Origin of the sequence: Vibrio sp. A1-b2, assembly GCF_021726015.1 — a bacterium.
GTDB classification, from domain to species: Bacteria; Pseudomonadota; Gammaproteobacteria; order Enterobacterales; family Vibrionaceae; genus Vibrio; species Vibrio diazotrophicus.
In genome coordinates this window covers 46,092-68,173 of record NZ_JAKKCI010000011.1, presented here as the reverse complement: position 1 = coordinate 68,173, position 22,082 = coordinate 46,092, and the positions used below count along the sequence as shown (strand labels likewise).

Here is a 22,082-nt window from a genome sequence, read left to right as displayed (position 1 = left end):
AAATCCAGCTGCTTGCTTTTATCGATTTGAGAATTACTTCAGCTTGAAGAATCGCATCAGCTCAGCCAATGTTACTGACATTTTAGCCAGCTCTTGTGAAGCTTGGTTGCTGTCTGAAACCATGTTGACTGTTTGGTCTACTTTGTCACGAACAACGGTGATACTTTCACTGATCATCTCTGCTGTAGTGCTTTGTTCTTCTGTCGCTGTAGCAATCTGAGTGTTTAGATTGTTGGTTTGAGCGACACTATCGGTAATCGTTGAAAAGGCCACGTTAGCCGATGCAGACTGTGTCACCGTCTCTTCAAGCATTGTTTGACTAGCATTGATAGATTCCACTACTTGAGATGTGTTGGTTTGAAGGGTGGTAATTTGCCCCTCGATTTTCTCTACCGCTTTTTGTGTTTGTTGTGCTAGTTGACGAACTTCATCTGCCACCACCGCAAAACCACGACCTTGTTCACCAGCACGAGCCGCCTCAATGGCTGCGTTAAGTGCCAGTAAGTTTGTTTGTTCAGCGATGTTTTGAATCACGTTCATAACATCACCCACTTCCTCTGTACCAGTACGTAAGGTTGAGATCTCAGTGCTCAGATCGCCCATCTGTTGAGCAAGAGAGCTGATTTTCTCCATAGATGATGACATGACTGCCATGCCTTTGTTTGCTTCTTCTGTTGCAGATTCTGCTTCTTGAGAGGCTGTGTTGGCACCAATGGCTACTTCGTTAATGGCAGCAGACATTTCGTTCATCGCTGTAGCAACTTGGTCGGTCTCTTGTTGCTGTGTCATCGAACTTTGCAGAACTTCGTGGTTGATAGCCGATAGCTGCTCTGAAGCCGAAGCCAGCATTTCACAGTTTTGCGTGATCTCTTCTACGGTGCTGTAGAATTTTTGTTCCATCTGACCTAGTGAATGGCGCATTTGTGCTACTTCATCAGCACCCTCGACAGTGTGGTTAGCGTGTAACTCACCATTTGCCATGCGTTCGATAATAGCTTTGGTCGTATTGATTGGACCTGTGATACTGCGAGTTACCCATTGGCAAATGAGCATAACCAGCGGTATTGAAATCACTAAAGCCATGATGACGGCCATTACAGCATTGTCCGCTAGGTCTGAGACTTGTTGTGCTAATTTCGTTTGGCTCTTAAATGAGTTCTGCTTAATGTCTACGATATTATTTGTAATTTGGTCGCCTAAATTGGCTAGGTTTACATACCAAATTTCATTACGTTGGCTAATGATTGAAAATATCTCTTTGATATTTCGGTTAAATTCATCCACTTGTTTAATGACGGTGCCATTGCGGTATTCAGGATATGATTTATCAAATTCGACCATCATTTTTTGTAGTTGACCAAATGCACTTTGGTAAAGTTCAAAGTCTTTCTCATCGTTGTCAACGAGGAAGTTAGTAGCGTGTTGCAGCGCGATGGTAAATTGATATTCCGTTTCAATCACACTTTCAAAAAGGTCCATATTGATGCTTGCGCTGTTGTTACGAAGTTGACTGATATGCTTTTGTAGTTCTTCAGTCACAGACTGGTTCGCGCGCACAAGTTCATTTCTGCGCTGCATTAAATTTTTCACTTCGTTCAGTTCAGCTTCGTACTGATTGACACTATTTTTCATGCCAGTAAGAAGTGTCACCTGCTGCGGATAAATGCTGTTAGCGATCTCAGTTTGAATAATGCTTTCCGTAGCCTTGAGTTCGTTAACTGCATCGTTGAAGCTTTTATCGTCGCCGCTAGCGCGGAAAGTCAAAGCTCGAATGCGTGCCGTTAGCATGTGTTCTTGAACGTTACTTGCTTGAATGGCGTTTTGGTTTACTTGTCTGAAATCATTGAAATCAGATTGAATGTTTTTGATCGCGAACGCTGCAACCCCTGAAATGATCAGAGTTGAAAGCGTCGTAAAGGCAATGATTAAGTATATTTTATACGATACCTTGGTGATTCTATTAAGCATGTGTTTCTTCTATGTGGACAAACGGAATTAGCCAAATTTTATACAACTAATCACTATCATCCAAAAGTGACCATAGTCGAGTGATTTCTATAACGTTTTGTTTTATATAGATAAATTTGTTTTGTATGACATAACCACAGGTCAAAAAAAAACAATCCTACATCTGTGAAGGGAACTGTCTGACAAGGGCTGGGGTTTGTAAGGTAAGGCAGAGAAGTAAAGGTTAATATTATTGAATATTAACCTTTCATAAATGATGAGAAAGGGGGCTGATTAAACGAAAAGATCGTTATAGATCATCTTCGATTTCTTCAGGTTCTACTTCTTCTTGCAACTCAAGAAGACTCACTGCAATCGAGACAAAGTCGCTATCGGTAATAATTCCGACTAATTCTCCTTTAGCGAGGACAGGCAGGCAGCCCACTTTGTGTTTCTGCATGTACATGGCACTTTCTTTTAGCCCTGCTTGCGGAGAAACAGACATCACTTGCGTATGCATGATTTCGTAAAGCGGAGAGTCGTCTGTATACGAAGTGGTGCTTGAGGTTTTTTGCAGACTCGATTCTTGTGCGGCCAGTATGTCTCTTTGTGTTACGACACCAAGTAACCTTTTATTTGCATCGACAATAGGAATGTGTCGAATATCTAACGCTTCCATCATGTGTTTGGCATCAGAGAGTGTGTTTGAACGCAGTAATGTATGTGGATTACGAGTCATCATGTCTTCGACTTTAATCATATCCAACTCCTATCTCTTCAGGATTGTAATAACGCGTTGGTTCTTGTTTAAAGCATAGTTTTTCTGCGGACAAATATCTGAGAGCTTGACCACTTTTATCTCGAATTGAGCGAATTCATCGTTGATTACAAACTATTGCTGATTCATTGGAGGTTAGTGGTGCACAATCCTGTATCTTGATGTGGCTTAGGTATATACTACCGCGCCGCGAAAAGATTCATCGCTAAACCCTGAAGAGAACGAATATACAGTCATGCAAGTTTCAGATTTTCATTTTGAACTTCCAGACGAGCTGATCGCTCGTTACCCAAAAGCAGACCGTACAGCCAGCCGTTTGCTGCAGTTGAACGGTAATACTGGTGCATTAACCGATAGTACCTTTAAAAAAGTGCTCGACCTGGTAGAACCGGGTGATCTTTTAGTGTTTAACAATACCCGTGTTATTCCTGCTCGTATGTTTGGCCGTAAAGCCTCGGGGGGCAAACTCGAAGTATTGGTTGAGCGTATGCTTGATGAGCACACGATTCTTGCTCATGTTCGCTCTTCTAAGCCACCAAAGCCGAATACAGAATTGTATCTGGGTGAAAATGATGAATACCATGCAGTGATGGTTGCGCGTCATGATGCGCTGTTTGAAATTCGCTTTACGGACGAAAAAGCCGTATTGGAAATTTTAAATGACATCGGTCATATGCCATTGCCACCTTACATCGATCGACCAGATGAAGATGCAGATAAAGAACGTTACCAAACGGTTTATAACCAGAAGCCAGGCGCGGTAGCTGCGCCAACGGCAGGTCTGCATTTTGATGAAACACTGCTTGAGCAAATCAAAGCTAAAGGTGTTGAGTTTGCTTATGTCACTTTGCATGTAGGGGCTGGGACATTCCAACCTGTTCGTGTAGACAATATCAACGATCACCACATGCACGCAGAATACGTAGAAGTACCTCAAGAAGTGGTGGATGCGATTGCTGCAACCAAAGCTCGTGGCGGGCGTATTATTGCCGTGGGTACAACGTCTGTGCGTTCTTTAGAGAGTGCTGCGCAAGATGCTTTAAGCAAAGGTACTGAGTTGGTTCCTTTCTTTGGTGACACTGAGATTTTTATTTTCCCAGGTTATCAATATCAGTTAGTGGATTGTTTGATTACCAATTTCCATCTACCTGAATCAACGCTAATTATGTTAGTAAGTGCATTCGCAAGCTATGAACATACTATGGTGGCCTATGAGCATGCTGTGAAAGAACAATACCGTTTCTTTAGTTACGGTGATGCAATGTTCATTACCAAGAGAACTATTTGAAGCGAAAAGCGTCATACTCTTGATTTATATTTGAAGCTATCTGGACACTTTTCCGGGTAGCTGTTTGTACCTAGGCTAGTGTTAATTTAATGCTGGGTGTAGGTATCAATCCGTCAGACTGTTTCTCTGACATTTGGAGGCTTTGTGAAACTACAATTCAATCTAAAAAAGAAAAATGGCAATGCACGTCGCGGTCAGCTGACTTTTGAACGTGGCACAGTGCAAACGCCAGCGTTTATGCCTGTCGGTACTTACGGCACGGTAAAAGGTATGACACCGGAAGAAGTGGCTGATACTGGCGCACAAATTCTGCTGGGTAACACTTTCCACCTATGGTTACGTCCTGGTCAAGAAGTAATGAAAATGCACGGTGACTTGCATGACTTCATGAACTGGCAAGGCCCAATCTTGACTGATTCAGGCGGTTTCCAAGTGTTCAGCCTTGGTGATATTCGTAAAATCACTGAGGAAGGTGTGCATTTCCGTAACCCAGTAAACGGTGACAAGATTTTCATGGACGCTGAGAAGTCTATGGAGATCCAAAAAGACCTTGGTTCAGACATCGTCATGATTTTTGATGAATGTACGCCATACCCTGCAACTCATGATGAAGCTAAGAATTCAATGGAGATGTCTCTTCGTTGGGCTCAACGTTCTCGCGATCATTTTGACAAGCTTGAAAACCCGAACTCTTTATTCGGTATCGTTCAAGGTAGCGTATACGAAGACCTGCGTGATGTTTCTGTAAAAGGCCTGACTGAAATTGGTTTTGATGGCTACGCTGTAGGTGGTCTTGCGGTTGGTGAACCTAAAGAAGACATGCACCGTATGCTTGAGCACACCTGTCCACAGCTACCGGAAGACAAACCTCGTTACTTAATGGGCGTTGGCAAACCGGAAGATTTAGTAGAAGGTGTACGCCGTGGTATCGATATGTTTGACTGTGTTATGCCAACACGTAACGCGCGTAACGGTCATTTATTCGTTACTGGCGGTGTAATCAAGATTCGCAACGCGGTTCATAAAACGGATACTTCTCCGTTAGACCCGCATTGTGATTGTTACACTTGCAAAAATTACTCGAAATCGTATCTTCACCATTTAGATCGTTGTAATGAAATTTTGGGCGCTCGCCTGAATACCATTCATAACTTACGCTACTACCAACGTTTGATGGAAAGTATCCGTACTGCGATTGATGAAGACCGTTTCGATCAATTTGTAGAAGAGTTCTACGCACGACGCAATCGTGAAGTTCCACCTCTACAAAAAGAGAAAGCTTAATGTTGATGCCAGCATGCGTGCTGGCATTAACGTAATTTCGTGCGCTAAGTTGGATTTATCTCTATTCCTGACTTGAATTCAACGTTGCGCAACCCAATAGATTTCAAACTAGACAAAACAACTTAGAGGACGTTTCTCAATGAGTCTAATTTCTGTAGCACACGCGGCTCCAGCTGGTACTTCAGCTGGTGGTGGTTTTGAAATGCTAATCATGCTTGGCATGTTCGCGGTAATCTTCTACTTCATGATTTACCGCCCACAATCAAAGCGTGTAAAAGAGCATAAAAACCTAATGGCTTCTATGGCTAAAGGTGATGAAGTGCTTACCAGTGGTGGATTAGTAGGTCGCATTACTAAAATTGCAGAAGACAACGATTATGTGTCTATTGCTCTTAATGAGAACAACGAAATCGTTCTTAAAAAAGACTTCATTACAGCAGTATTACCAAAAGGTACGCTGAAATCTCTATAAACAGCTAGAGGATCTTCTCTGTGCTAAACCGTTATCCGTTATGGAAGTACTTGATGGTGGTATTTGTTATTGCCGTCTCTGCTTTGTATGCACTTCCAAATATTTACGGTGAAGATCCAGCTATTCAAATTACAGGGGCGCGTGGCGCCTCTGTAGATCTGTCAACGCTGGATTCTGTCACTCAAGCGCTAGATAAAGCGCAGCTTTCTCATAAATCCATTGGTCTTGAAAATGGATCTATCCTTGTTCGATTTAATGACACAGATACTCAAATCAGCGCGCGCGATGTCGTAAGTGAAGCTCTGGGTAAAGACACGATTGTGGCATTAAACCTAGCAGCATCAACTCCTGATTGGCTTGAAGCAATAGGTGCAGCACCTATGAAGCTTGGTCTCGACCTTCGTGGTGGTGTTCACTTCCTGATGGAAGTAGACATGGATGCCGCGATGGAAAAACTGGTCAGTCAGCAAGAAGAAGCATTCCGCAGTGAACTGCGAGAAGACAAAATTCGCTACCGTGCAATTCGTCCTCTTAAAGATTCAGTAGAAGTGGTGTTACGTGATGCTGAGCAACTTGCTCAAGCAAAAGCCTCTTTAGAAGCAAAACACCGCGATATGACATTCATTGCTTCTGATGAAAGCAATCAATTCGTTCTCAAAGCGCAATTCTCTGAAACTCGTCTACAAGAAATTCGTAACTACGCTGTTGAACAAAACATCAGCATCCTACGTAACCGTGTAAACGAACTGGGTGTTGCTGAACCGTTGGTACAACGTCAAGGTGCAACTCGCATCGTTGTTGAACTGCCAGGTGTTCAGGATACGGCTCGTGCGAAAGAGATTCTTGGTGCTACTGCGACACTTGAATTCCGTGAAGTGGATGACAAAGCAGATTTAGCAGCAGCGGCTGCGGGTCGTGTACCTGCAGGCAGCGAAGTTAAGTTTGACCGTGAAGGTCGCCCTGCAGTGCTTAAAAAGCGTGTCATTCTTGGTGGTTCAAGTATCACTGATGCAAGCTCAAGCACTGATGAATATGGTCGTCCTCAGGTAAACATCTCACTGGATAGTGAAGGTGGCGCGAAGATGTCAGCGTTCTCTAAAAAGAACATTGGCAAGCTGATGGCTACGGTGTTTGCTGAATACAAAGACAGCGGTCGTAAGACTCCAGAAGGTAAAGTTATCTTAGTTAAGCACGAAGAAGTGGTTAACCAAGCAACGATTCAATCTGCTCTAGGCCGTAGCTTCCGTATTACCGGTATCGATTCAGCGGCTGAAGCTCATAACCTAGCTCTTCTATTACGTGCAGGTGCTCTAATTGCGCCAATCTCGATTGTAGAAGAACGCACCATTGGTCCATCTATGGGTCAACAGAATATCGATATGGGTATTCAAGCGTGTATCTGGGGTATGGTTGCAGTAATGCTGTTTACTCTACTTTACTACCGTAAGTTTGGTTTGATTGCCAACGTCGCACTGTTTGCCAACCTTGTATTGATCATCGGCGTGATGTCTATGATTCCGGGGGCAACAATGACCCTACCAGGTATTGCGGGTATTGTATTAACCGTAGGTATGGCAGTGGATGCGAACGTACTGATCTTTGAACGTATACGTGAAGAGCTGCGTGACGGGCGTAACCCTCAGCAAGCGATTCACCAAGGTTATGCGAACGCGTTCAGTACTATCGCCGATGCGAACATCACCACCTTAATCACTGCAATCATTCTGTTTGCTGTGGGTACGGGGGCGATCAAAGGTTTCGCTGTGACTCTGTCTATCGGTATTCTCACTTCAATGTTTACTGCAATTATCGGCACTCGTTGTATCGTCAACTTGTTGTACGGTGGTAAACGCATTAACAAATTGTCGATCTAAGGGTAGGAATTGGTATGTTTCAAATTCTGAAAACAGATAAATCGATCGACTTTATGCGTTGGTCGAAGTTCGCGTTCATTTTCTCGATACTCATGATCGGAGCTTCGATTTTCACGCTATCGACAAAATGGCTGAACTGGGGCTTAGACTTTACGGGCGGTACACTGATCGAGGTGGGTTTTGAACAACCTGTAAACCTTGAAGAGATTCGTTTAGCACTAGAAACGAAAGGCTTTGGTGATGCAACTGTACAGAACTTTGGTTCAGCTAGAGATGTGATGGTTCGTCTTCGCCCACGTGAAAATGTGGCAAGCGAAGCGCTGGGTAACCAAATCTTGGGTGCGATTAAAGAAGGTACGGGTGAATCGGTTGAAATGCGTCGTATCGAGTTCGTTGGTCCTAACGTAGGTGATGAACTGACAGAAGCGGGCGGTTTGGCGATTTTAGTATCGCTACTGTGTATTCTTCTGTATGTGTCTATGCGTTTCGAATGGCGTTTAGCGGCAGGTGCTGTATTGGCACTGGCGCACGACGTGATTATTACGCTTGGTATTTTCTCGCTTATGCAAGTTGAGGTGGACTTAACCATCGTTGCGGCTTTGCTAACGGTAGTCGGTTACTCACTCAACGATACCATCGTTGTATTCGACCGTATTCGAGAGAACTTCCGCAAGATGCGTAAAGGTGAACCTGCTGAAATCATGAACAGTTCAATCACGCAAACATTAAGTCGTACTTTGATTACTTCAGGTACAACCTTGTTTGTGGTTATTGCCTTGTTTACCCAAGGCGGTGCTTTGATTCACGGTTTCGCAATGGCACTTCTACTCGGTATCACAGTCGGTACTTACTCTTCAATCTATGTGGCTTCTGCTCTAGCATTGAAATTAGGTATTACTCGTGAGCACTTACTGACTCCACAAGTGGAGAAAGAAGGTGCCGAATTCGACGAGATGCCATAAGAGATTAGAAAGCCACTGAGTTCAGTGGCTTTTTCTTTTTCTATTCTTCGAGTTTGTCTTTTTACTGAAAGTTGCAAATTAGCTGCAGTGAAAAGGGGATTTGAGTTTCATCAAAGCTGATAATGACTGCTTCTAGCTTTGTATCTTCAGCGACAGTCAGACACAAAAAAGCCCCAACCGTTAGGAAGGGGCTTTCTATTTATCAGCTGTGACGGAGCTGTTATTTCAGAATCGCACTGTTACCGTTTTCACGGATGTGGTTCAGAATAGCTTTCACACCGCGTGGGCTAGAGCCAACGATGTTGCCTGATTTCATGTAATCAGTACCGCCAGCGAAATCTGTTAGGATTGCGCCTGCTTCACGAGCAATCAGTTCACCGGCTGCAAGATCCCAAGGTTTCAAACCAAGTTCAAAGTAACCATCAACACGGTTAGATGCTAGGTAACATAGGTCAAGAGCTGCAGAGCCAGTACGACGGAAGTCTGAACATTCAACAAATAGAGACGTCATAATCTTCATGTAAGATTCTGAGTGTTGCTTTTGTTTGAATGGGAAGCCAGTTGCCAAAACGGCACCTTGCAGGTCTTTAATTTGTTTGATACGGATACGACCGCTGTTTAGCTGTGCACCTGAGCCACGTTGAGCTGTGAATAGCTCGTTTAGCATTGGGTTGTAAACACAAGCTACTTCAGTCTTGCCTTTAATACGAACAGCAATTGAAACGCAGAAGTGAGGTAAACCTTTTATAAAGTTTGTCGTGCCATCCAGTGGGTCAATAATCCATTGTACATCCTGATCTTTACCTTCGATCAGACCGCCTTCTTCGGCAATGATGCAGTGCTCTGGGTAAGAGCTTTTAATCGTAGAAACGATAATGTTTTCAGCTTCTTTGTCTACGTTAGTGACAAAGTCGTTCATGCCTTTTTGAGTGGCTTCGATTTTCTCAGGAGTTTCTAGAGATTTAGCAATATGATTGCCTGCCTTTCGCGCAGCGCGAATAGCAATGTTTAGCATAGGATGCATACGGATTTCCCAACGGATGTTAAAGAACGAAAAAGCGGTGCGCAGTATACCAAATGTTTATCAAAATGGAAGTGGTTATTTTTTATTCATTCGGTTCTGGGGGAGTGAAGCTTCTGACCATTTTACTCAGGTTTATGTTAATATTCTGCGGTTATAAGTTGAGTAGCGTAAATACATCATGTTAAGCAATGTTAAAGTGGTTTTAGTGGGAACCTCTCATTCAGGCAATATCGGCTCTGCAGCACGTGCTATGAAAGTCATGGGTCTCAGCGAAATGGTCTTGGTTGATCCTCAGTGTGAGGTGGATGCTCAAGCTGTCGCATTGGCCGCTGGTGCAAGCGAAATCGCACTCAATGCTCGAATTGTTAATAGTTTAGAAGAAGCTGTAGAAGACTGTGGTTTAGTCGTTGGTTCTAGCGCTCGTTCAAGAACGCTTGAATGGCCAATGCTTGATCCTCGCGAATGCGGTGAGAAGTTTGCTATTGAAGGGCAAAAACATCCGGTTGCTTTAGTCTTTGGACGTGAACGTACAGGGCTAACCAATGAAGAACTGCAAACTTGCCATTACCACGTCTGCATCCCTGCAAATCCTGACTACAGCTCTCTAAATTTAGCCATGGCGGTTCAAACAATATGTTATGAAATCCGCGTTGCGCATTTAAATCAGGTTCAATCTCAATACGCGCCTCAGGCTGAAGAGGAATACCCTCGTCATAAAGAACTGGAAATGTTCTATGAACACCTTGAAAAAGTAATGATTGAAACCCAGTTCATCTCAGAGGCACAACCGGGCCAAGTGATGAACAAACTTCGTCGCCTTTTTAATCGTGCGCGTCCAGAAGCTCAAGAACTCAACATCTTACGTGGCGTTCTTACCGCTGTTGGAAAAAGTCTAGAGAATAAAGAATAACCATTTTTAGTTAATGGTTAAATACCTGACTATTTTAGTCAAATAAATACTTGACCATATTAGTCAGGTATGTGAAACTTCTAACCACATAATCAATGTGGATACGGTGTGATATGAGACTTACATCTAAAGGAAGATATGCGGTAACAGCCATGTTAGATGTGGCTCTGCATTCGCAACAAAGCCCAGTACCATTGGCAGATATTTCTGAACGCCAAGGCATCTCGCTTTCATATTTAGAGCAACTGTTTTCGAAATTACGTAAAGCAGGTTTAGTTGCTAGCGTTCGTGGTCCGGGCGGTGGTTATCGCTTAGGTATGAATGGCCACTCGATTTCAATTGGTACAGTGATTGCCGCAGTTGATGAATCCGTTGATGCAACTAAGTGTCACGGAAAAGGTGATTGCCAAGGTGGTACTCGCTGCTTAACACATACACTGTGGCGCGACCTAAGCTCTCGCATCAGTGACTTCCTTAACAACATCACTCTGGGTGAGCTGATGGTTGATAATGAAGTGCTAGAAATTTCAGATCGCCAAGATATCGATCTTGCGGTTAACCACGGGATTGCACACAAAAATTCGAACACAGTCACCATTGGTGCGGCACCCGTAGGTATTAATGTTCGTTCTTAAGAACGACGTTTACATTGCATTGGAGTAGAAAATGAAACTGCCTATTTATTTAGACTATTCAGCAACTTGCCCAGTTGATCCACGTGTTGCTGAAAAGATGGTTCAGTACATGACGATGGATGGTACTTTCGGTAACCCTGCATCTCGTTCTCATCGTTATGGCTGGCAGGCAGAAGAAGCTGTTGATACTGCTCGTGAGCAAATTGCAGAACTATTGAATGCTGACCCTCGTGAAATTATCTTCACTTCAGGCGCAACAGAGTCTAACAACCTAGCGATTAAAGGTGTTGCACACTTTTATCAAAAACAAGGTAAACACATCATTACCTGTAAAACTGAGCACAAAGCTGTACTGGACACTACTCGTCAGCTAGAGCGTGAAGGTTTTGAAGTGACTTATCTTGAGCCAGAAGCAAATGGCCTCATTGATCTACATAAATTAGAAGCAGCAATGCGTGATGACACCATTCTTGTTTCTATCATGCATGTGAACAATGAAATCGGTGTTATTCAAGATATCACTGCTATTGGCGAACTGTGTCGTTCACGTAAAATTGTTTTCCATGTAGACGCAGCGCAATCAGCAGGCAAATTGCCAATCGACGTTCAAGAGATGAAAGTTGACCTTATCTCTATGTCGGCGCACAAAATTTACGGTCCTAAAGGTATTGGTGCTTTATACGTACGTCGTAAACCACGTATTCGTCTTGAAGCGCAAATGCATGGTGGCGGCCACGAGCGTGGTTTCCGCTCAGGAACACTTCCAACTCACCAAATCGTGGGTATGGGTGAAGCATTCCGAATTGCAAAAGAAGAGATGCAACAAGATTTCGACCACGCTAAAAAACTGCGTGATCGTCTACTAGCTGGCATCAAAGATATGGAAGCAGTTTCGATCAACGGTGACCTAGAACAGCGTTTACCGAACAACCTAAACGTGAGCTTTGCTTTCGTTGAAGGTGAATCACTGCTTATGTCTCTGAAAGACCTTGCGGTATCTTCAGGCAGTGCATGTACATCAGCAAGCCTTGAACCATCGTACGTACTACGTGCTCTTGGTCTTAATGATGAATTGGCTCACAGCTCAATTCGTTTCTCATTCGGTCGTTTTACAACAGAAGAAGACATTGATTATGCGATTGAATTGATTCGTGTAGCTGTCAACAAATTACGCGACATGTCGCCACTATGGGATATGTACAAGGAAGGGGTAGATTTGAACACCGTTGAGTGGGCTCATCATTAATCTTTCCAGCGACTTAGAGGATTCGAGGTAACTATCATGGCATATAGTGAAAAAGTAATTGATCATTACGAGAACCCACGTAACGTAGGTTCGTTTGACAAGGAAGATCCATCAGTAGGTAGCGGCATGGTTGGTGCACCTGCATGTGGTGACGTAATGCGTCTACAAATTAAAGTATCTCCTGAAGGCATCATTGAAGATGCAAAATTCAAGACTTACGGATGTGGTAGCGCAATTGCATCAAGCTCGCTTGTAACTGAATGGGTTAAAGGTAAATCAATTGACGAAGCAGCAGCGATCAAAAACGCTGAAATTGCGGAAGAACTAGAGCTACCACCAGTGAAAGTTCACTGCTCAATCTTGGCAGAAGATGCAATCAAAGCCGCTGTTGCGGATTACAAGAAAAAACATCAAGAATAATAAATGATTGGGGAGTAACCCTTTGTTACTCCCACTTTAATTAACAGAAGACCCAAAGGTAGCAGTATGGCCATTACTCTAACTGAATCAGCAGCACACCGAGTTAAAACCTTTTTGGATAACCGAGGAAAAGGTATCGGCTTACGTTTAGGCGTAAGAACGACTGGGTGTTCAGGTATGGCATACGTACTAGAATTCGTTGATGATCTTGAAGACGGTGACCAAGTCTTCGAAGATAACGGTGTGAAAGTTATCATTGATGCGAAAAGCTTGGTTTACTTAGACGGCACAGAGCTGGACTACAAAAAAGAAGGCTTGAATGAAGGCTTTGAATTCAACAACCCAAATGTCAAAGGCGAATGTGGTTGTGGTGAAAGCTTCAACGTCTAAGAGTTCTCTGAATTTAGGGTGAGAAAACGTTCATCCTAAATCGAATTAAAGGACCGATATCTACATGAATTATTTCGAATTATTTGGGCTACCAACTCAGTTTCAACTGGATGGTAGCCTTCTTTCTTCTCAGTTCCGAGAGTTGCAAAAGCGTTTTCATCCAGATAACTTTGCCACGGCTTCTGAGCGTGATCGACTGATGTCGGTACAAAAAACGGCAGAGATTAACGATGCCAATCAAATTTTAAAAAGCCCAATCTCTCGCGCAGAATACCTGCTGTCACTTAACGGCGTTGAACTCCGAGGTGAACAGCAAACTCTTCAAGATCCAATGTTCCTGATGGAACAGATGGAACTGCGTGAAGAACTTGAAGCAATTACCGACAGCTCTGATGCGGAAAGTGCGCTGTTCGACTTTGATAGTAAAGTCGAGAAAATGTATAAACAGCACTTAATTCAAGTAGAGCAAGAGCTAAACAGTGAGCAGTGGAATACCGCAGCAGACACTGTTCGTAAGCTCAAATTTATTGCCAAATTAAAAAATGAAATAGAACGAGTCGAAGACAAACTCCTCGGCTAATTCTAAAAAAAGGACCCATAGATGGCATTACTTCAAATTGCAGAACCGGGTCAAAGTTCTGCACCGCACCAGCATAAACTGGCTGCAGGCATTGATTTAGGAACCACCAACTCGTTAGTGGCTTCAGTGAGAAGCGGCACGGCAACCACTTTAGTTGATGAGCAAGGACGAAGCATCCTGCCTTCCGTTGTGTCTTATTCCCAAGAAGAAAAAGTGGTCGGCTATGACGCTCATGACAACGCACAAGCCGATCCTGCTAATACTATTATTTCGGTAAAGAGACTTGTTGGTCGTTCATTAACCGATATTCAGTCTCGTTACCCAAATCTGCCGTATCAATTTAAAGCCAGTGAAAACGGTTTGCCGATCATGCAAACGTCTCACGGTGACAAAAACCCGATTCAAGTGTCTGCAGACATTCTTAGAACGCTAGGCCAAAGAGCTGAAAACACATTAGGCGGCGAATTGGCAGGCGTGGTTATCACTGTTCCTGCTTACTTTGATGATGCCCAACGAGTCGCAACCAAAGATGCAGCGGCTCTTGCCGGATTACACGTATTACGTCTACTCAATGAACCAACGGCCGCAGCCATTGCTTACGGTCTGGATTCCGCTCAGGAAGGTGTGATTGCGGTTTATGACTTAGGTGGCGGTACGTTCGATATTTCTATTTTACGTCTGTCAAAAGGCGTATTTGAAGTGCTCGCAACAGGTGGTGATTCAGCATTGGGCGGCGACGATTTCGACCATCTGATAGCCGAATACCTGCAACAGCAAATGGGTATTGAAGGCCAGTTAAGCTCAAGCAAACACCGTGAGCTATTAAACGCAGCAACGGCTGCGAAAATTGCACTGTCAGATAGCGATCAAGTAGAAGTTAATGTCCTTGATTGGTCTGGCGTGCTTACCAAACAACAGTTCAATGAACTGATCCAGCCACTAGTGAAGAAGACGCTGATGTCTTGCCGCCGCGCGCTCAAAGATGCGCAGATTTCGGCTGATGAAGTATTGGAAGTGGTCATGGTTGGTGGCTCTACTCGTACTCCATATGTGCGTGAGCAAGTGGGTGAGTTCTTTGGTCGTACGCCATTAACCAGTATCAACCCTGATGAAGTAGTGGCCATCGGTGCCGCGATTCAAGCAGATGTTTTAGCAGGTAATAAGCCTGATTCTGAAATGCTTCTGTTGGATGTGATCCCGCTGTCTCTGGGTATTGAAACCATGGGTGGCTTAGTGGAAAAAATTATTCCACGCAACACCACGATCCCAGTAGCAAGAGCGCAAGAGTTCACCACCTTCAAAGATGGTCAAACAGCGATGAGTGTCCACGTTGTTCAGGGTGAGCGTGAATTAGTGGATGACTGTCGTTCACTGGCGAGTTTTTCACTCAAAGGTATTCCGCCAATGGCCGCTGGTGCTGCACATGTTCGCGTTACTTACCAAGTAGATGCGGATGGTCTGCTATCCGTAACTGCAATGGAAAAGAGCACAGGCGTCCAAGCCGAAATTCAGGTTAAACCGTCTTACGGTTTAAGCGATGATGAAGTTGCTCAAATGCTGCGTGATTCTATGGCTTATGCTAAAGAAGACATGCAAGCAAGAACCTTGATGGAACAGCGTGTTGAAGCGGATCGAGTCATCGAAGGTCTGATTGCAGCAATGAAGGCAGATGGTGACGAACTACTGGGCCAAGATGAGCGCCAGCTTTTAGTTAATGCTATTGAATCACTGATCGAATTACGCAACGGTGATGATGCAGATGCTATTGAGCAAGGAATAAAAGATACCGATAAAGCGAGCCAAGATTTTGCGTCGCGCCGTATGGATAAATCTATTCGTGCCGCATTGGCTGGTCATTCAGTTGACGAGATTTAAAGAGAAGACAAAAAATGCCTAAGATTATTGTTTTACCCCATGAAACACTTTGCCCGGAAGGTGCGGTATTAGAAGCGCAACCTGGCGAAACGATTCTTGATGTGGCGTTGAAAAACGGTATCGGAATTGAGCATGCGTGTGAGAAATCCTGTGCATGTACCACTTGTCACTGCATTGTCCGTGAAGGTTTTGACTCGCTAGAAGAGAGTGATGAACTTGAAGATGACATGCTAGATAAAGCATGGGGCTTAGAGCCTGAATCTCGTTTGAGCTGTCAGGCAAAAGTCGCGGATGAAGATTTGGTTGTTGAAATTCCAAAATACACTTTGAATCACGCATCTGAAGATCACTAATTATCACTTCGGCTTTATTCAAGCCTGAGTATATGACACTGGAATAACATTATGAAATGGACAGATTCACGCGATATCGCGATTGAACTTTGCGAAAAGTATCCTGATATTGAACCGCAAAACGTACGTTTTACTGATTTACATCAGTGGATATTGGACCTTGAAGATTTTGACGATGAGCCTAATCACTCGAACGAAAAAATCCTTGAAGCGATCATTATGTGCTGGATGGATGAGCGCGATTAAATTCGCTAACCTAGCCTCGCTAAGTTAACAGTTTTAATAAAAAAGCGGGCCTAGTTGCCCGTTTTTTTATCAAGTTGATATTTTTAACTGACAAAATGCTAACATCCCCGAGTTATTGAAGAGATGTGGCGAAGAGACGCCATTACTAAGACAAGGAGAAACCATGTCTACACAAATGTCTGTATTTATTAGCCTGGAAGCTGCCCAGCCTCAGTGGGGAGAAAAGGCGTTATTATCATTTTCTGAGCAAGGTACAACGATTCACCTTACTCAATCTCACGATTTAGGTGCGATTCAACGCGCTGCTCGTAAACTGGATACTCAAGGTTTGCGTTCTGTATCTCTAGAAGGCGAAGGTTGGGATCTCGAATCTATCTGGGCTTTCTATCAAGGCTACCGTGAAGCGAAGAAGAGAAACACGGTTGAGTGGAAACCCCTAGAGCAAGAAGTACAAGCAGAACTAGAAGCTCGTATTAAAACCACAGATTGGGTTCGCGACATTATTAACAAGAGTGCCGAAGAAGTGGCACCTCGTCAGCTTGCGACTATGGCGGCTGAGTTCGTGAAATCTCTGGCTCCTGAACAAGTTTCTTACCGTATCGTAAAAGACAAAGATCTTTTAGCTGAAGGTTGGGAAGGCATTTTCGCTGTTGGTCGTGGTTCAGACCGCACCTCAGCAATGCTACAACTCGACTTCAACCCAACAGGAAAAGAAGACGCACCCGTGTTCGCATGTTTAGTTGGTAAAGGTATTACTTTCGATTCCGGTGGTTACAGCCTAAAAGCATCTGGCATGATGTCTGCGATGAAAGCAGATATGGGCGGTGCAGGCATGATTACTGGTGCGCTGGCACTTTCAATTCTTCGCGGTTTAAATAAGCGCGTGAAATTGATTCTATGCTGTGCTGAAAACATGGTTTCAGGTCGTGCTCTTAAGCTGGGTGATATCATCACTTACAAGAACGGTAAAACAGTAGAAATCATGAATACTGACGCGGAAGGCCGCTTGGTATTGGCTGACGGTCTGATGTTCGCCAGTGAGCAAAAACCTGAGCTGATTATTGACTGCGCAACGCTAACTGGCGCAGCAAAAAATGCATTAGGCAATGATTTCCATGCGCTGATGAGCTTTGATGACGAGTTGTCACACCAAGCTCTGACAGCGGCTAAAGAAGAACATGAAGGTCTATGGCCACTTCCACTGATGGATTTCCATCGTGAGATGTTGCCTTCACCTTTCGCTGATCTATCTAACATTAGCTCTGGTGATTACTCACCGGGCGCAAGTACTGCGGCTGCATTCTTGTCTTACTTCGTTGAAGACCACAAGAAAGGCTGGCTACACTTTGACTGTGCGGGTACTTACCGTAAGTCTCCAAGTGATAAATGGGCTGCAGGTGCAACGGGTATGGGCGTAAGAACCATCTCTCGCGTACTAATGGATCAAGCTAAGTAATCGAAGTAATTAAAGGTGGCCTAAGAGCCGCCTTTTTAAAATAAAACGACAAGTAAAGTAAAAGGACATCTTATGGCCCTAGAAAGAACATTTTCTATCATTAAGCCTGACGCCGTGGAACGTGATCTAATCGGTGAGATTTATCATCGTATTGAAAAGGCTGGACTACGCATTATCGCAGCGAAAATGCTTCGTCTGACTGATGAACAAGCAAGCGGCTTTTACGCGGAACACGAAGGAAAGCCATTCTTTGAACCGCTAAAAGAGTTTATGACTTCTGGCCCAATTATGGTTCAAGTTCTTGAAGGTGAAGATGCAATTACGCGTTACCGTGAGCTGATGGGCAAGACTAATCCTGAAGAAGCGGCATGTGGCACTATCCGTGCTGACTATGCACTCAGCATGCGTCATAACTCAGTGCACGGCAGTGATAGCCCTGAGTCTGCTGCACGCGAGATTGAATTCTTTTTCCCTGAATCAGAAATCTGTCCTCGCTCAGAAGCTGTAGTTTAATTTTAAGGAGCTCCCGAAAGGGAGCTTTTTTGTACCCGTCAGTACCTCTCGCAACACTGAAATCTCCATTTTTTAGCAACTTCACTTAGTACTCGAAGTCTGTTTGCTATTTTTTTAATTTGCTGTTTATTTTTTATTCAATGGCTTGTAAATACCCTAGTAAACTCATGGTATTGCAGCCCTTGTCGTTATTGCCTAAAGGCTGTACAATTCGCGCCCTTAATTATAGTTCCATCTTTGAGAGGCTACATGACCACACAAAAAGTCAATTTACTTGATTTTGATCGCAAGGCTATGCGTTCATTTTTCGCTGATGAACTGGGTGAAAAAGCATTCCGCGCAGATCAGGTGATGAAGTGGATTTACCATTTTGGTTGTGACGACTTCGACAAGATGACCAATATTAATAAGCAGCTGCGCGAAAAACTGATTCAAAAGTGTGAAATTCGTGCACCTTACGTTTCCGAAGCTCAACACTCCAGTGATGGTACCATCAAGTGGGCGATGAAAGTGGGTGATCAGGATGTAGAAACGGTTTATATCCCTGAAGATGATCGTGCAACGCTTTGTGTCTCTTCTCAGGTAGGTTGTGCGCTGGAATGTAAATTCTGTTCTACAGCCCAACAAGGTTTTAACCGTAACTTACGTGTATCTGAAATTATTGGTCAGGTATGGCGTGCAGCGCGTGAAATTGGCTTAGAAAAAGAAACAGGCCGTCGTCCTATTACTAACGTTGTAATGATGGGTATGGGCGAGCCACTTCTGAATATGAAGAACTTGATTCCAGCACTAGAAATCATGCTGGATGATCTCGGTTTTGGTCTTTCTAAGCGCCGTGTAACGGTTTCTACTTCTGGCGTAGTATCCGGCTTAGACCAAATGACGGGGCAAATTGACGTTGCTTTAGCGATTTCACTGCACGCGCCGAACGATAAGCTGCGCAGTGAAATTATGCCGATTAATGATCGTTGGGATATTCAAGATTTCCTAGCGTCTGTTCGTCGCTATATTGCTTCATCAAATGCAAACCGTGGCAAAGTGACGGTTGAGTATGTACTTCTGGATCATGTAAACGATGGTACCGAGCATGCTCACGAACTGGCGCAACTAATGAAAGACACACCTTGTAAGATTAACTTGATTCCGTTTAACCCATATCCGGGTTCACCTTACAAGAAACCAAGTAACTCACGAATTGATCGTTTCCAGAAAACACTGATGCAATACGAACATACCGTAACGATCCGTAAAACACGTGGTGATGATATTGATGCGGCGTGTGGTCAGTTGGTCGGTGATGTTATTGACCGTACCAAACGTACTAAAATCAAGCAGGTGGATGAGCAAGCTATCCCTGTAAAACAGATTTAGTTAAAAATATAAGTAAGCCAGAGTGAACTCTGGCTTACTTACTTTTGGAATTAATCCTACAAAATATGTCTTTTTGATGTCAGTTTAAGCAAAAACCTTGACGTGTCTGTAATTTCTTTTCCAAATGCTTGTTGTTTACAGGCTAATATCTATTAGAATGTTTCACTATTATCAAAAGTAAATGCGAATTACTGGCGATATCAACATAAATGAATTTTCACCTGTTGAAGTCATCGACATTGATTGCTACTAACAAATCAATAATAAAAGCGACGAAGCGATACTTGAGCACAAAAACACGAGACAGACATCGCGGATGAATACTGAACATAAAGAACAAGAAAACCCAATCGTCGAAGAAACATCAACTGTAGAACAAGAAGCAGCATTTGTAGAACCAGGAACCCTGTTAAGAGAAAAGCGCGAAGCTTTAGGGTTAACACAACAACAAGTCGCTGATCGTTTGAGATTGCGTTTATCCATTGTTCAAAACTTAGAAGCCAACAACTTTGAATCTGATTTAGTCGCTACCTTTATTCGCGGCTATTTGCGTTCTTACGCCAAAGCGGTTGGATTAAAAGAATCTGAAATTTTGCAAGCTTATGAGAAAAGCACCGCTTCGGAACCTCAAGAGCAAACCATGCAAAGCTTCTCAAAGAAAACCAAGCGTGCCAAACACGATAGCCATATTATGACTATTACTTGGGTTATCTTGGTGATTCTTATCGGTATGTCATCACTTTGGTGGTGGCAGAACCACAGAGACAGTGGATTCGAAGCGGATAAAGATGCTGAAGTTTCAGCGGTTTTGAGCAATGAGTCCTCATTGCAGGATTCGCGTAACGATCAAGAGTTTGCAACGGTCAGCGAATTAACCGAAGAATCAGGTGAAGAGCCTGTTGAACCAACGTCACCTGCTGATGAAGTTCAAGCGGTAGAACAGACTGAAGAACCAGTAGTTGAAGACGTTGAGCCTGCGATTAGCGAACAAGCGCCTGTTGCAGTGGAAGAAGAACCGATGGTTGTTGAAGAGCCAGTTGTTGAGACGCCTGTTGTAGAACAAGCCGATGCAAGCAACTTGCTAACACTTTCTTTCTCAGCGGATTGCTGGATTCAAGTTAAAGATGCGACGGGTAAAACGTTGTCGACTGGCATTAAACAAGCGGGTCAGACACTGAATTTACGCGGACAAAAACCTCTACAAGTGATTCTTGGCGCTCCAGAGAGCGTATCAATGACATTTGCAAGTGAACCTGTAGACCTTTCTGGGTATACTTCAGGCAAAGTAGCAAGACTCACCTTACCTTAGACAATACTATGCAACACGAATCTCCGATCAAACGTCGTCCTTCTACACGTATTTATGTAGGGGATGTGCCAATTGGCGATGGTGCGCCAATTGCTGTGCAATCAATGACCAATACAAGAACGACTGACGTGGAAGCGACAGTCGCTCAGATCAAAGCTCTGGAAAATGTCGGTGCAGATATCGTTCGCGTATCTGTTCCTACTATGGACGCCGCAGAAGCTTTCAAGCTCATCAAACAGCAAGTATCAGTGCCGCTCGTTGCGGATATTCATTTTGACTATCGTATCGCATTGAAAGTGGCAGAGTACGGTGTTGACTGTTTACGTATCAACCCAGGCAACATTGGTAACGAATCTCGCATCCGTTCTGTTGTTGACTGCGCGCGTGATAAAAATATCCCGATTCGTATCGGTGTAAACGGCGGATCATTAGAAAAAGATCTGCAAATGAAATATGGCGAGCCAACCCCAGAAGCATTGGTGGAATCGGCGATGCGCCATGTGGATATTCTTGATCGTCTGAACTTTGATAAGTTTAAAGTCAGTGTGAAAGCATCCGATGTGTTCCTTGCGGTGGATTCCTACCGCTTGCTGGCGAAGAAAATCGACCAGCCATTGCACTTAGGTATTACTGAAGCGGGCGGCGCTCGTGCCGGTTCAGTGAAGTCTGCGGTTGGCTTAGGCATGCTGTTAGCGGAAGGTATCGGTGATACTTTGCGTATCTCTTTGGCTGCTAATCCGGTTGAAGAAATTAAAGTCGGTTTCGATATTTTGAAATCACTGCGTATCCGTTCTCGCGGAATTAACTTCATCGCTTGTCCGAGCTGCTCTCGTCAAGAGTTTGATGTTATTTCTACTGTGAACGAGCTGGAACAACGGTTGGAAGATATTTTGACGCCAATGGATGTTTCAATTATTGGCTGCGTAGTAAATGGCCCGGGCGAAGCGGAAGCTTCCCATTTAGGTCTGGCAGGCAGCAATAAGAAAAGCGCATTTTATGAAGACGGCGTTCGTCAAAAAGAACGTTTTGACAACGACGACCTGGTTGCTCAGCTTGAAGCGAAAATTCGTGCCAAAGCATCAATGTTAGATGAGAAGAATCGCATCAACATTCAGCAACTTGAACAAGATTAATCTAAACGATATTACG

General features: G+C 43.8%; 22 protein-coding genes. 19 read left to right on the top strand and 3 right to left on the bottom strand.

The genetic code is table 11. The features are described from left to right. Positions 1-33: 33 nt before the first annotated feature. Positions 34-1,968: a HAMP domain-containing methyl-accepting chemotaxis protein gene (locus tag L3V23_RS18440; RefSeq protein ID WP_102965344.1), complete on the bottom strand. Its 1,935-nt coding sequence runs from the start codon at positions 1,966-1,968 to the stop codon at positions 34-36. Between the two features lie 289 nt (positions 1,969-2,257). Then, positions 2,258-2,707 carry a CBS domain-containing protein gene (locus L3V23_RS18435; RefSeq protein WP_042489641.1) on the bottom strand — a complete coding sequence of 150 codons (450 nt, stop codon included), beginning with the start codon at positions 2,705-2,707 and terminating at the stop codon, positions 2,258-2,260. 253 nt (positions 2,708-2,960) lie between these two features. Between L3V23_RS18435 and queA the strand changes: the two genes are divergently transcribed. From queA to secF, 5 genes are all read left to right on the top strand, one after another. Further along, positions 2,961-4,013 (top strand): tRNA preQ1(34) S-adenosylmethionine ribosyltransferase-isomerase QueA, encoded by a 1,053-nt coding sequence (gene queA, locus L3V23_RS18430; protein WP_102965345.1) that lies wholly within the window; start codon positions 2,961-2,963, stop codon positions 4,011-4,013. A 144-nt stretch (positions 4,014-4,157) separates the two neighbouring features. Next, positions 4,158-5,297 (top strand): tRNA guanosine(34) transglycosylase Tgt, encoded by a 1,140-nt coding sequence (gene tgt, locus L3V23_RS18425; protein ID WP_102965346.1) that lies wholly within the window; start codon positions 4,158-4,160, stop codon positions 5,295-5,297. A gap of 139 nt (positions 5,298-5,436) precedes the next feature. After that, a complete protein-coding gene (gene yajC, locus L3V23_RS18420) occupies positions 5,437-5,769 on the top strand; it encodes a preprotein translocase subunit YajC (RefSeq protein WP_102954642.1) in 333 nt (110 codons plus the stop codon). Between the two features lie 20 nt (positions 5,770-5,789). Then, entirely contained in the window at positions 5,790-7,643 is a 1,854-nt protein-coding gene (gene secD, locus L3V23_RS18415) for a protein translocase subunit SecD (RefSeq protein ID WP_081878777.1), read from the top strand. A 14-nt stretch (positions 7,644-7,657) separates the two neighbouring features. After that, positions 7,658-8,605 carry a protein translocase subunit SecF gene (gene secF / locus L3V23_RS18410; RefSeq protein ID WP_042489651.1) on the top strand — a complete coding sequence of 316 codons (948 nt, stop codon included), beginning with the start codon at positions 7,658-7,660 and terminating at the stop codon, positions 8,603-8,605. A 220-nt stretch (positions 8,606-8,825) separates the two neighbouring features. Here secF and suhB read toward each other — a convergent pair whose 3' ends face one another. After that, on the bottom strand, positions 8,826-9,629 hold the full coding sequence (suhB, locus tag L3V23_RS18405; RefSeq protein ID WP_042489653.1) for an inositol-1-monophosphatase: 804 nt from the start codon (positions 9,627-9,629) through the stop codon (positions 8,826-8,828). Between the two features lie 178 nt (positions 9,630-9,807). On the opposite strand from suhB, the gene trmJ reads away from it, so the two are divergent. The 14 genes from trmJ (at position 9,808) to ispG (ending at position 22,066) form a co-directional block, all read left to right on the top strand. After that, positions 9,808-10,539: a tRNA (cytosine(32)/uridine(32)-2'-O)-methyltransferase TrmJ gene (gene trmJ, locus L3V23_RS18400; RefSeq protein ID WP_102954645.1), complete on the top strand. Its 732-nt coding sequence runs from the start codon at positions 9,808-9,810 to the stop codon at positions 10,537-10,539. Positions 10,540-10,652: 113 nt separating this feature from the next. Then, positions 10,653-11,174: a Fe-S cluster assembly transcriptional regulator IscR gene (gene iscR / locus L3V23_RS18395; protein WP_042489657.1), complete on the top strand. Its 522-nt coding sequence runs from the start codon at positions 10,653-10,655 to the stop codon at positions 11,172-11,174. Between the two features lie 31 nt (positions 11,175-11,205). Then, complete coding sequence (locus L3V23_RS18390) at positions 11,206-12,420, top strand: IscS subfamily cysteine desulfurase (RefSeq protein WP_042489658.1); 1,215 nt, start codon at positions 11,206-11,208, stop codon at positions 12,418-12,420. A gap of 36 nt (positions 12,421-12,456) precedes the next feature. Further along, positions 12,457-12,840: a Fe-S cluster assembly scaffold IscU gene (gene iscU, locus L3V23_RS18385; protein ID WP_042489659.1), complete on the top strand. Its 384-nt coding sequence runs from the start codon at positions 12,457-12,459 to the stop codon at positions 12,838-12,840. 66 nt (positions 12,841-12,906) lie between these two features. Further along, positions 12,907-13,230 carry an iron-sulfur cluster assembly protein IscA gene (iscA, locus tag L3V23_RS18380; RefSeq protein ID WP_042489660.1) on the top strand — a complete coding sequence of 108 codons (324 nt, stop codon included), beginning with the start codon at positions 12,907-12,909 and terminating at the stop codon, positions 13,228-13,230. A gap of 64 nt (positions 13,231-13,294) precedes the next feature. Then, complete coding sequence (gene hscB / locus L3V23_RS18375; RefSeq protein ID WP_042489661.1) at positions 13,295-13,810, top strand: co-chaperone HscB; 516 nt, start codon at positions 13,295-13,297, stop codon at positions 13,808-13,810. A 21-nt stretch (positions 13,811-13,831) separates the two neighbouring features. Further along, positions 13,832-15,685 (top strand): Fe-S protein assembly chaperone HscA, encoded by a 1,854-nt coding sequence (hscA, locus tag L3V23_RS18370; RefSeq protein ID WP_237292725.1) that lies wholly within the window; start codon positions 13,832-13,834, stop codon positions 15,683-15,685. Positions 15,686-15,699: 14 nt separating this feature from the next. Beyond that, complete coding sequence (fdx, locus tag L3V23_RS18365; protein ID WP_042489664.1) at positions 15,700-16,038, top strand: ISC system 2Fe-2S type ferredoxin; 339 nt, start codon at positions 15,700-15,702, stop codon at positions 16,036-16,038. Positions 16,039-16,089: 51 nt separating this feature from the next. After that, positions 16,090-16,284 (top strand): Fe-S cluster assembly protein IscX, encoded by a 195-nt coding sequence (iscX, locus tag L3V23_RS18360; protein ID WP_042489665.1) that lies wholly within the window; start codon positions 16,090-16,092, stop codon positions 16,282-16,284. Between the two features lie 163 nt (positions 16,285-16,447). Continuing rightward, positions 16,448-17,740 carry an aminopeptidase PepB gene (gene pepB / locus L3V23_RS18355; RefSeq protein WP_237292724.1) on the top strand — a complete coding sequence of 431 codons (1,293 nt, stop codon included), beginning with the start codon at positions 16,448-16,450 and terminating at the stop codon, positions 17,738-17,740. Positions 17,741-17,812: 72 nt separating this feature from the next. After that, on the top strand, positions 17,813-18,253 hold the full coding sequence (ndk, locus tag L3V23_RS18350) for a nucleoside-diphosphate kinase (RefSeq protein ID WP_042489669.1): 441 nt from the start codon (positions 17,813-17,815) through the stop codon (positions 18,251-18,253). Positions 18,254-18,502: 249 nt separating this feature from the next. Beyond that, entirely contained in the window at positions 18,503-19,624 is a 1,122-nt protein-coding gene (locus tag L3V23_RS18345; protein ID WP_102965348.1) for a bifunctional tRNA (adenosine(37)-C2)-methyltransferase TrmG/ribosomal RNA large subunit methyltransferase RlmN, read from the top strand. Between the two features lie 316 nt (positions 19,625-19,940). Continuing rightward, a complete protein-coding gene (gene rodZ, locus L3V23_RS18340) occupies positions 19,941-20,933 on the top strand; it encodes a cytoskeleton protein RodZ (RefSeq protein WP_237292722.1) in 993 nt (330 codons plus the stop codon). A gap of 8 nt (positions 20,934-20,941) precedes the next feature. Further along, positions 20,942-22,066: a flavodoxin-dependent (E)-4-hydroxy-3-methylbut-2-enyl-diphosphate synthase gene (ispG, locus tag L3V23_RS18335; protein ID WP_102954650.1), complete on the top strand. Its 1,125-nt coding sequence runs from the start codon at positions 20,942-20,944 to the stop codon at positions 22,064-22,066. Positions 22,067-22,082 lie beyond the last annotated feature (16 nt).

Excerpts from the sequence above, each read along its gene's own strand:
- hscA (WP_237292725.1), top strand. The coding sequence starts at position 13,832 with ATGGCATTACTTCAAATTGCAGAACCGGGTCAAAGTTCTGCACCGCAC.
- L3V23_RS18440 (WP_102965344.1), bottom strand. The coding sequence starts at position 1,968 with ATGCTTAATAGAATCACCAAGGTATCGTATAAAATATACTTAATCATT.
- pepB (WP_237292724.1), top strand. The coding sequence starts at position 16,448 with ATGTCTACACAAATGTCTGTATTTATTAGCCTGGAAGCTGCCCAGCCT.
- yajC (WP_102954642.1), top strand. The coding sequence starts at position 5,437 with ATGAGTCTAATTTCTGTAGCACACGCGGCTCCAGCTGGTACTTCAGCT.
- L3V23_RS18345 (WP_102965348.1), top strand. The coding sequence starts at position 18,503 with ATGACCACACAAAAAGTCAATTTACTTGATTTTGATCGCAAGGCTATG.
- iscR (WP_042489657.1), top strand. The coding sequence starts at position 10,653 with ATGAGACTTACATCTAAAGGAAGATATGCGGTAACAGCCATGTTAGAT.
- fdx (WP_042489664.1), top strand. The coding sequence starts at position 15,700 with ATGCCTAAGATTATTGTTTTACCCCATGAAACACTTTGCCCGGAAGGT.
- hscB (WP_042489661.1), top strand. The coding sequence starts at position 13,295 with ATGAATTATTTCGAATTATTTGGGCTACCAACTCAGTTTCAACTGGAT.
- iscX (WP_042489665.1), top strand. The coding sequence starts at position 16,090 with ATGAAATGGACAGATTCACGCGATATCGCGATTGAACTTTGCGAAAAG.
- iscA (WP_042489660.1), top strand. The coding sequence starts at position 12,907 with ATGGCCATTACTCTAACTGAATCAGCAGCACACCGAGTTAAAACCTTT.
- trmJ (WP_102954645.1), top strand. The coding sequence starts at position 9,808 with ATGTTAAGCAATGTTAAAGTGGTTTTAGTGGGAACCTCTCATTCAGGC.
- L3V23_RS18435 (WP_042489641.1), bottom strand. The coding sequence starts at position 2,707 with ATGATTAAAGTCGAAGACATGATGACTCGTAATCCACATACATTACTG.
- secF (WP_042489651.1), top strand. The coding sequence starts at position 7,658 with ATGTTTCAAATTCTGAAAACAGATAAATCGATCGACTTTATGCGTTGG.
- rodZ (WP_237292722.1), top strand. The coding sequence starts at position 19,941 with ATGAATACTGAACATAAAGAACAAGAAAACCCAATCGTCGAAGAAACA.
- queA (WP_102965345.1), top strand. The coding sequence starts at position 2,961 with ATGCAAGTTTCAGATTTTCATTTTGAACTTCCAGACGAGCTGATCGCT.
- iscU (WP_042489659.1), top strand. The coding sequence starts at position 12,457 with ATGGCATATAGTGAAAAAGTAATTGATCATTACGAGAACCCACGTAAC.
- ndk (WP_042489669.1), top strand. The coding sequence starts at position 17,813 with ATGGCCCTAGAAAGAACATTTTCTATCATTAAGCCTGACGCCGTGGAA.
- L3V23_RS18390 (WP_042489658.1), top strand. The coding sequence starts at position 11,206 with ATGAAACTGCCTATTTATTTAGACTATTCAGCAACTTGCCCAGTTGAT.
- suhB (WP_042489653.1), bottom strand. The coding sequence starts at position 9,629 with ATGCATCCTATGCTAAACATTGCTATTCGCGCTGCGCGAAAGGCAGGC.
- ispG (WP_102954650.1), top strand. The coding sequence starts at position 20,942 with ATGCAACACGAATCTCCGATCAAACGTCGTCCTTCTACACGTATTTAT.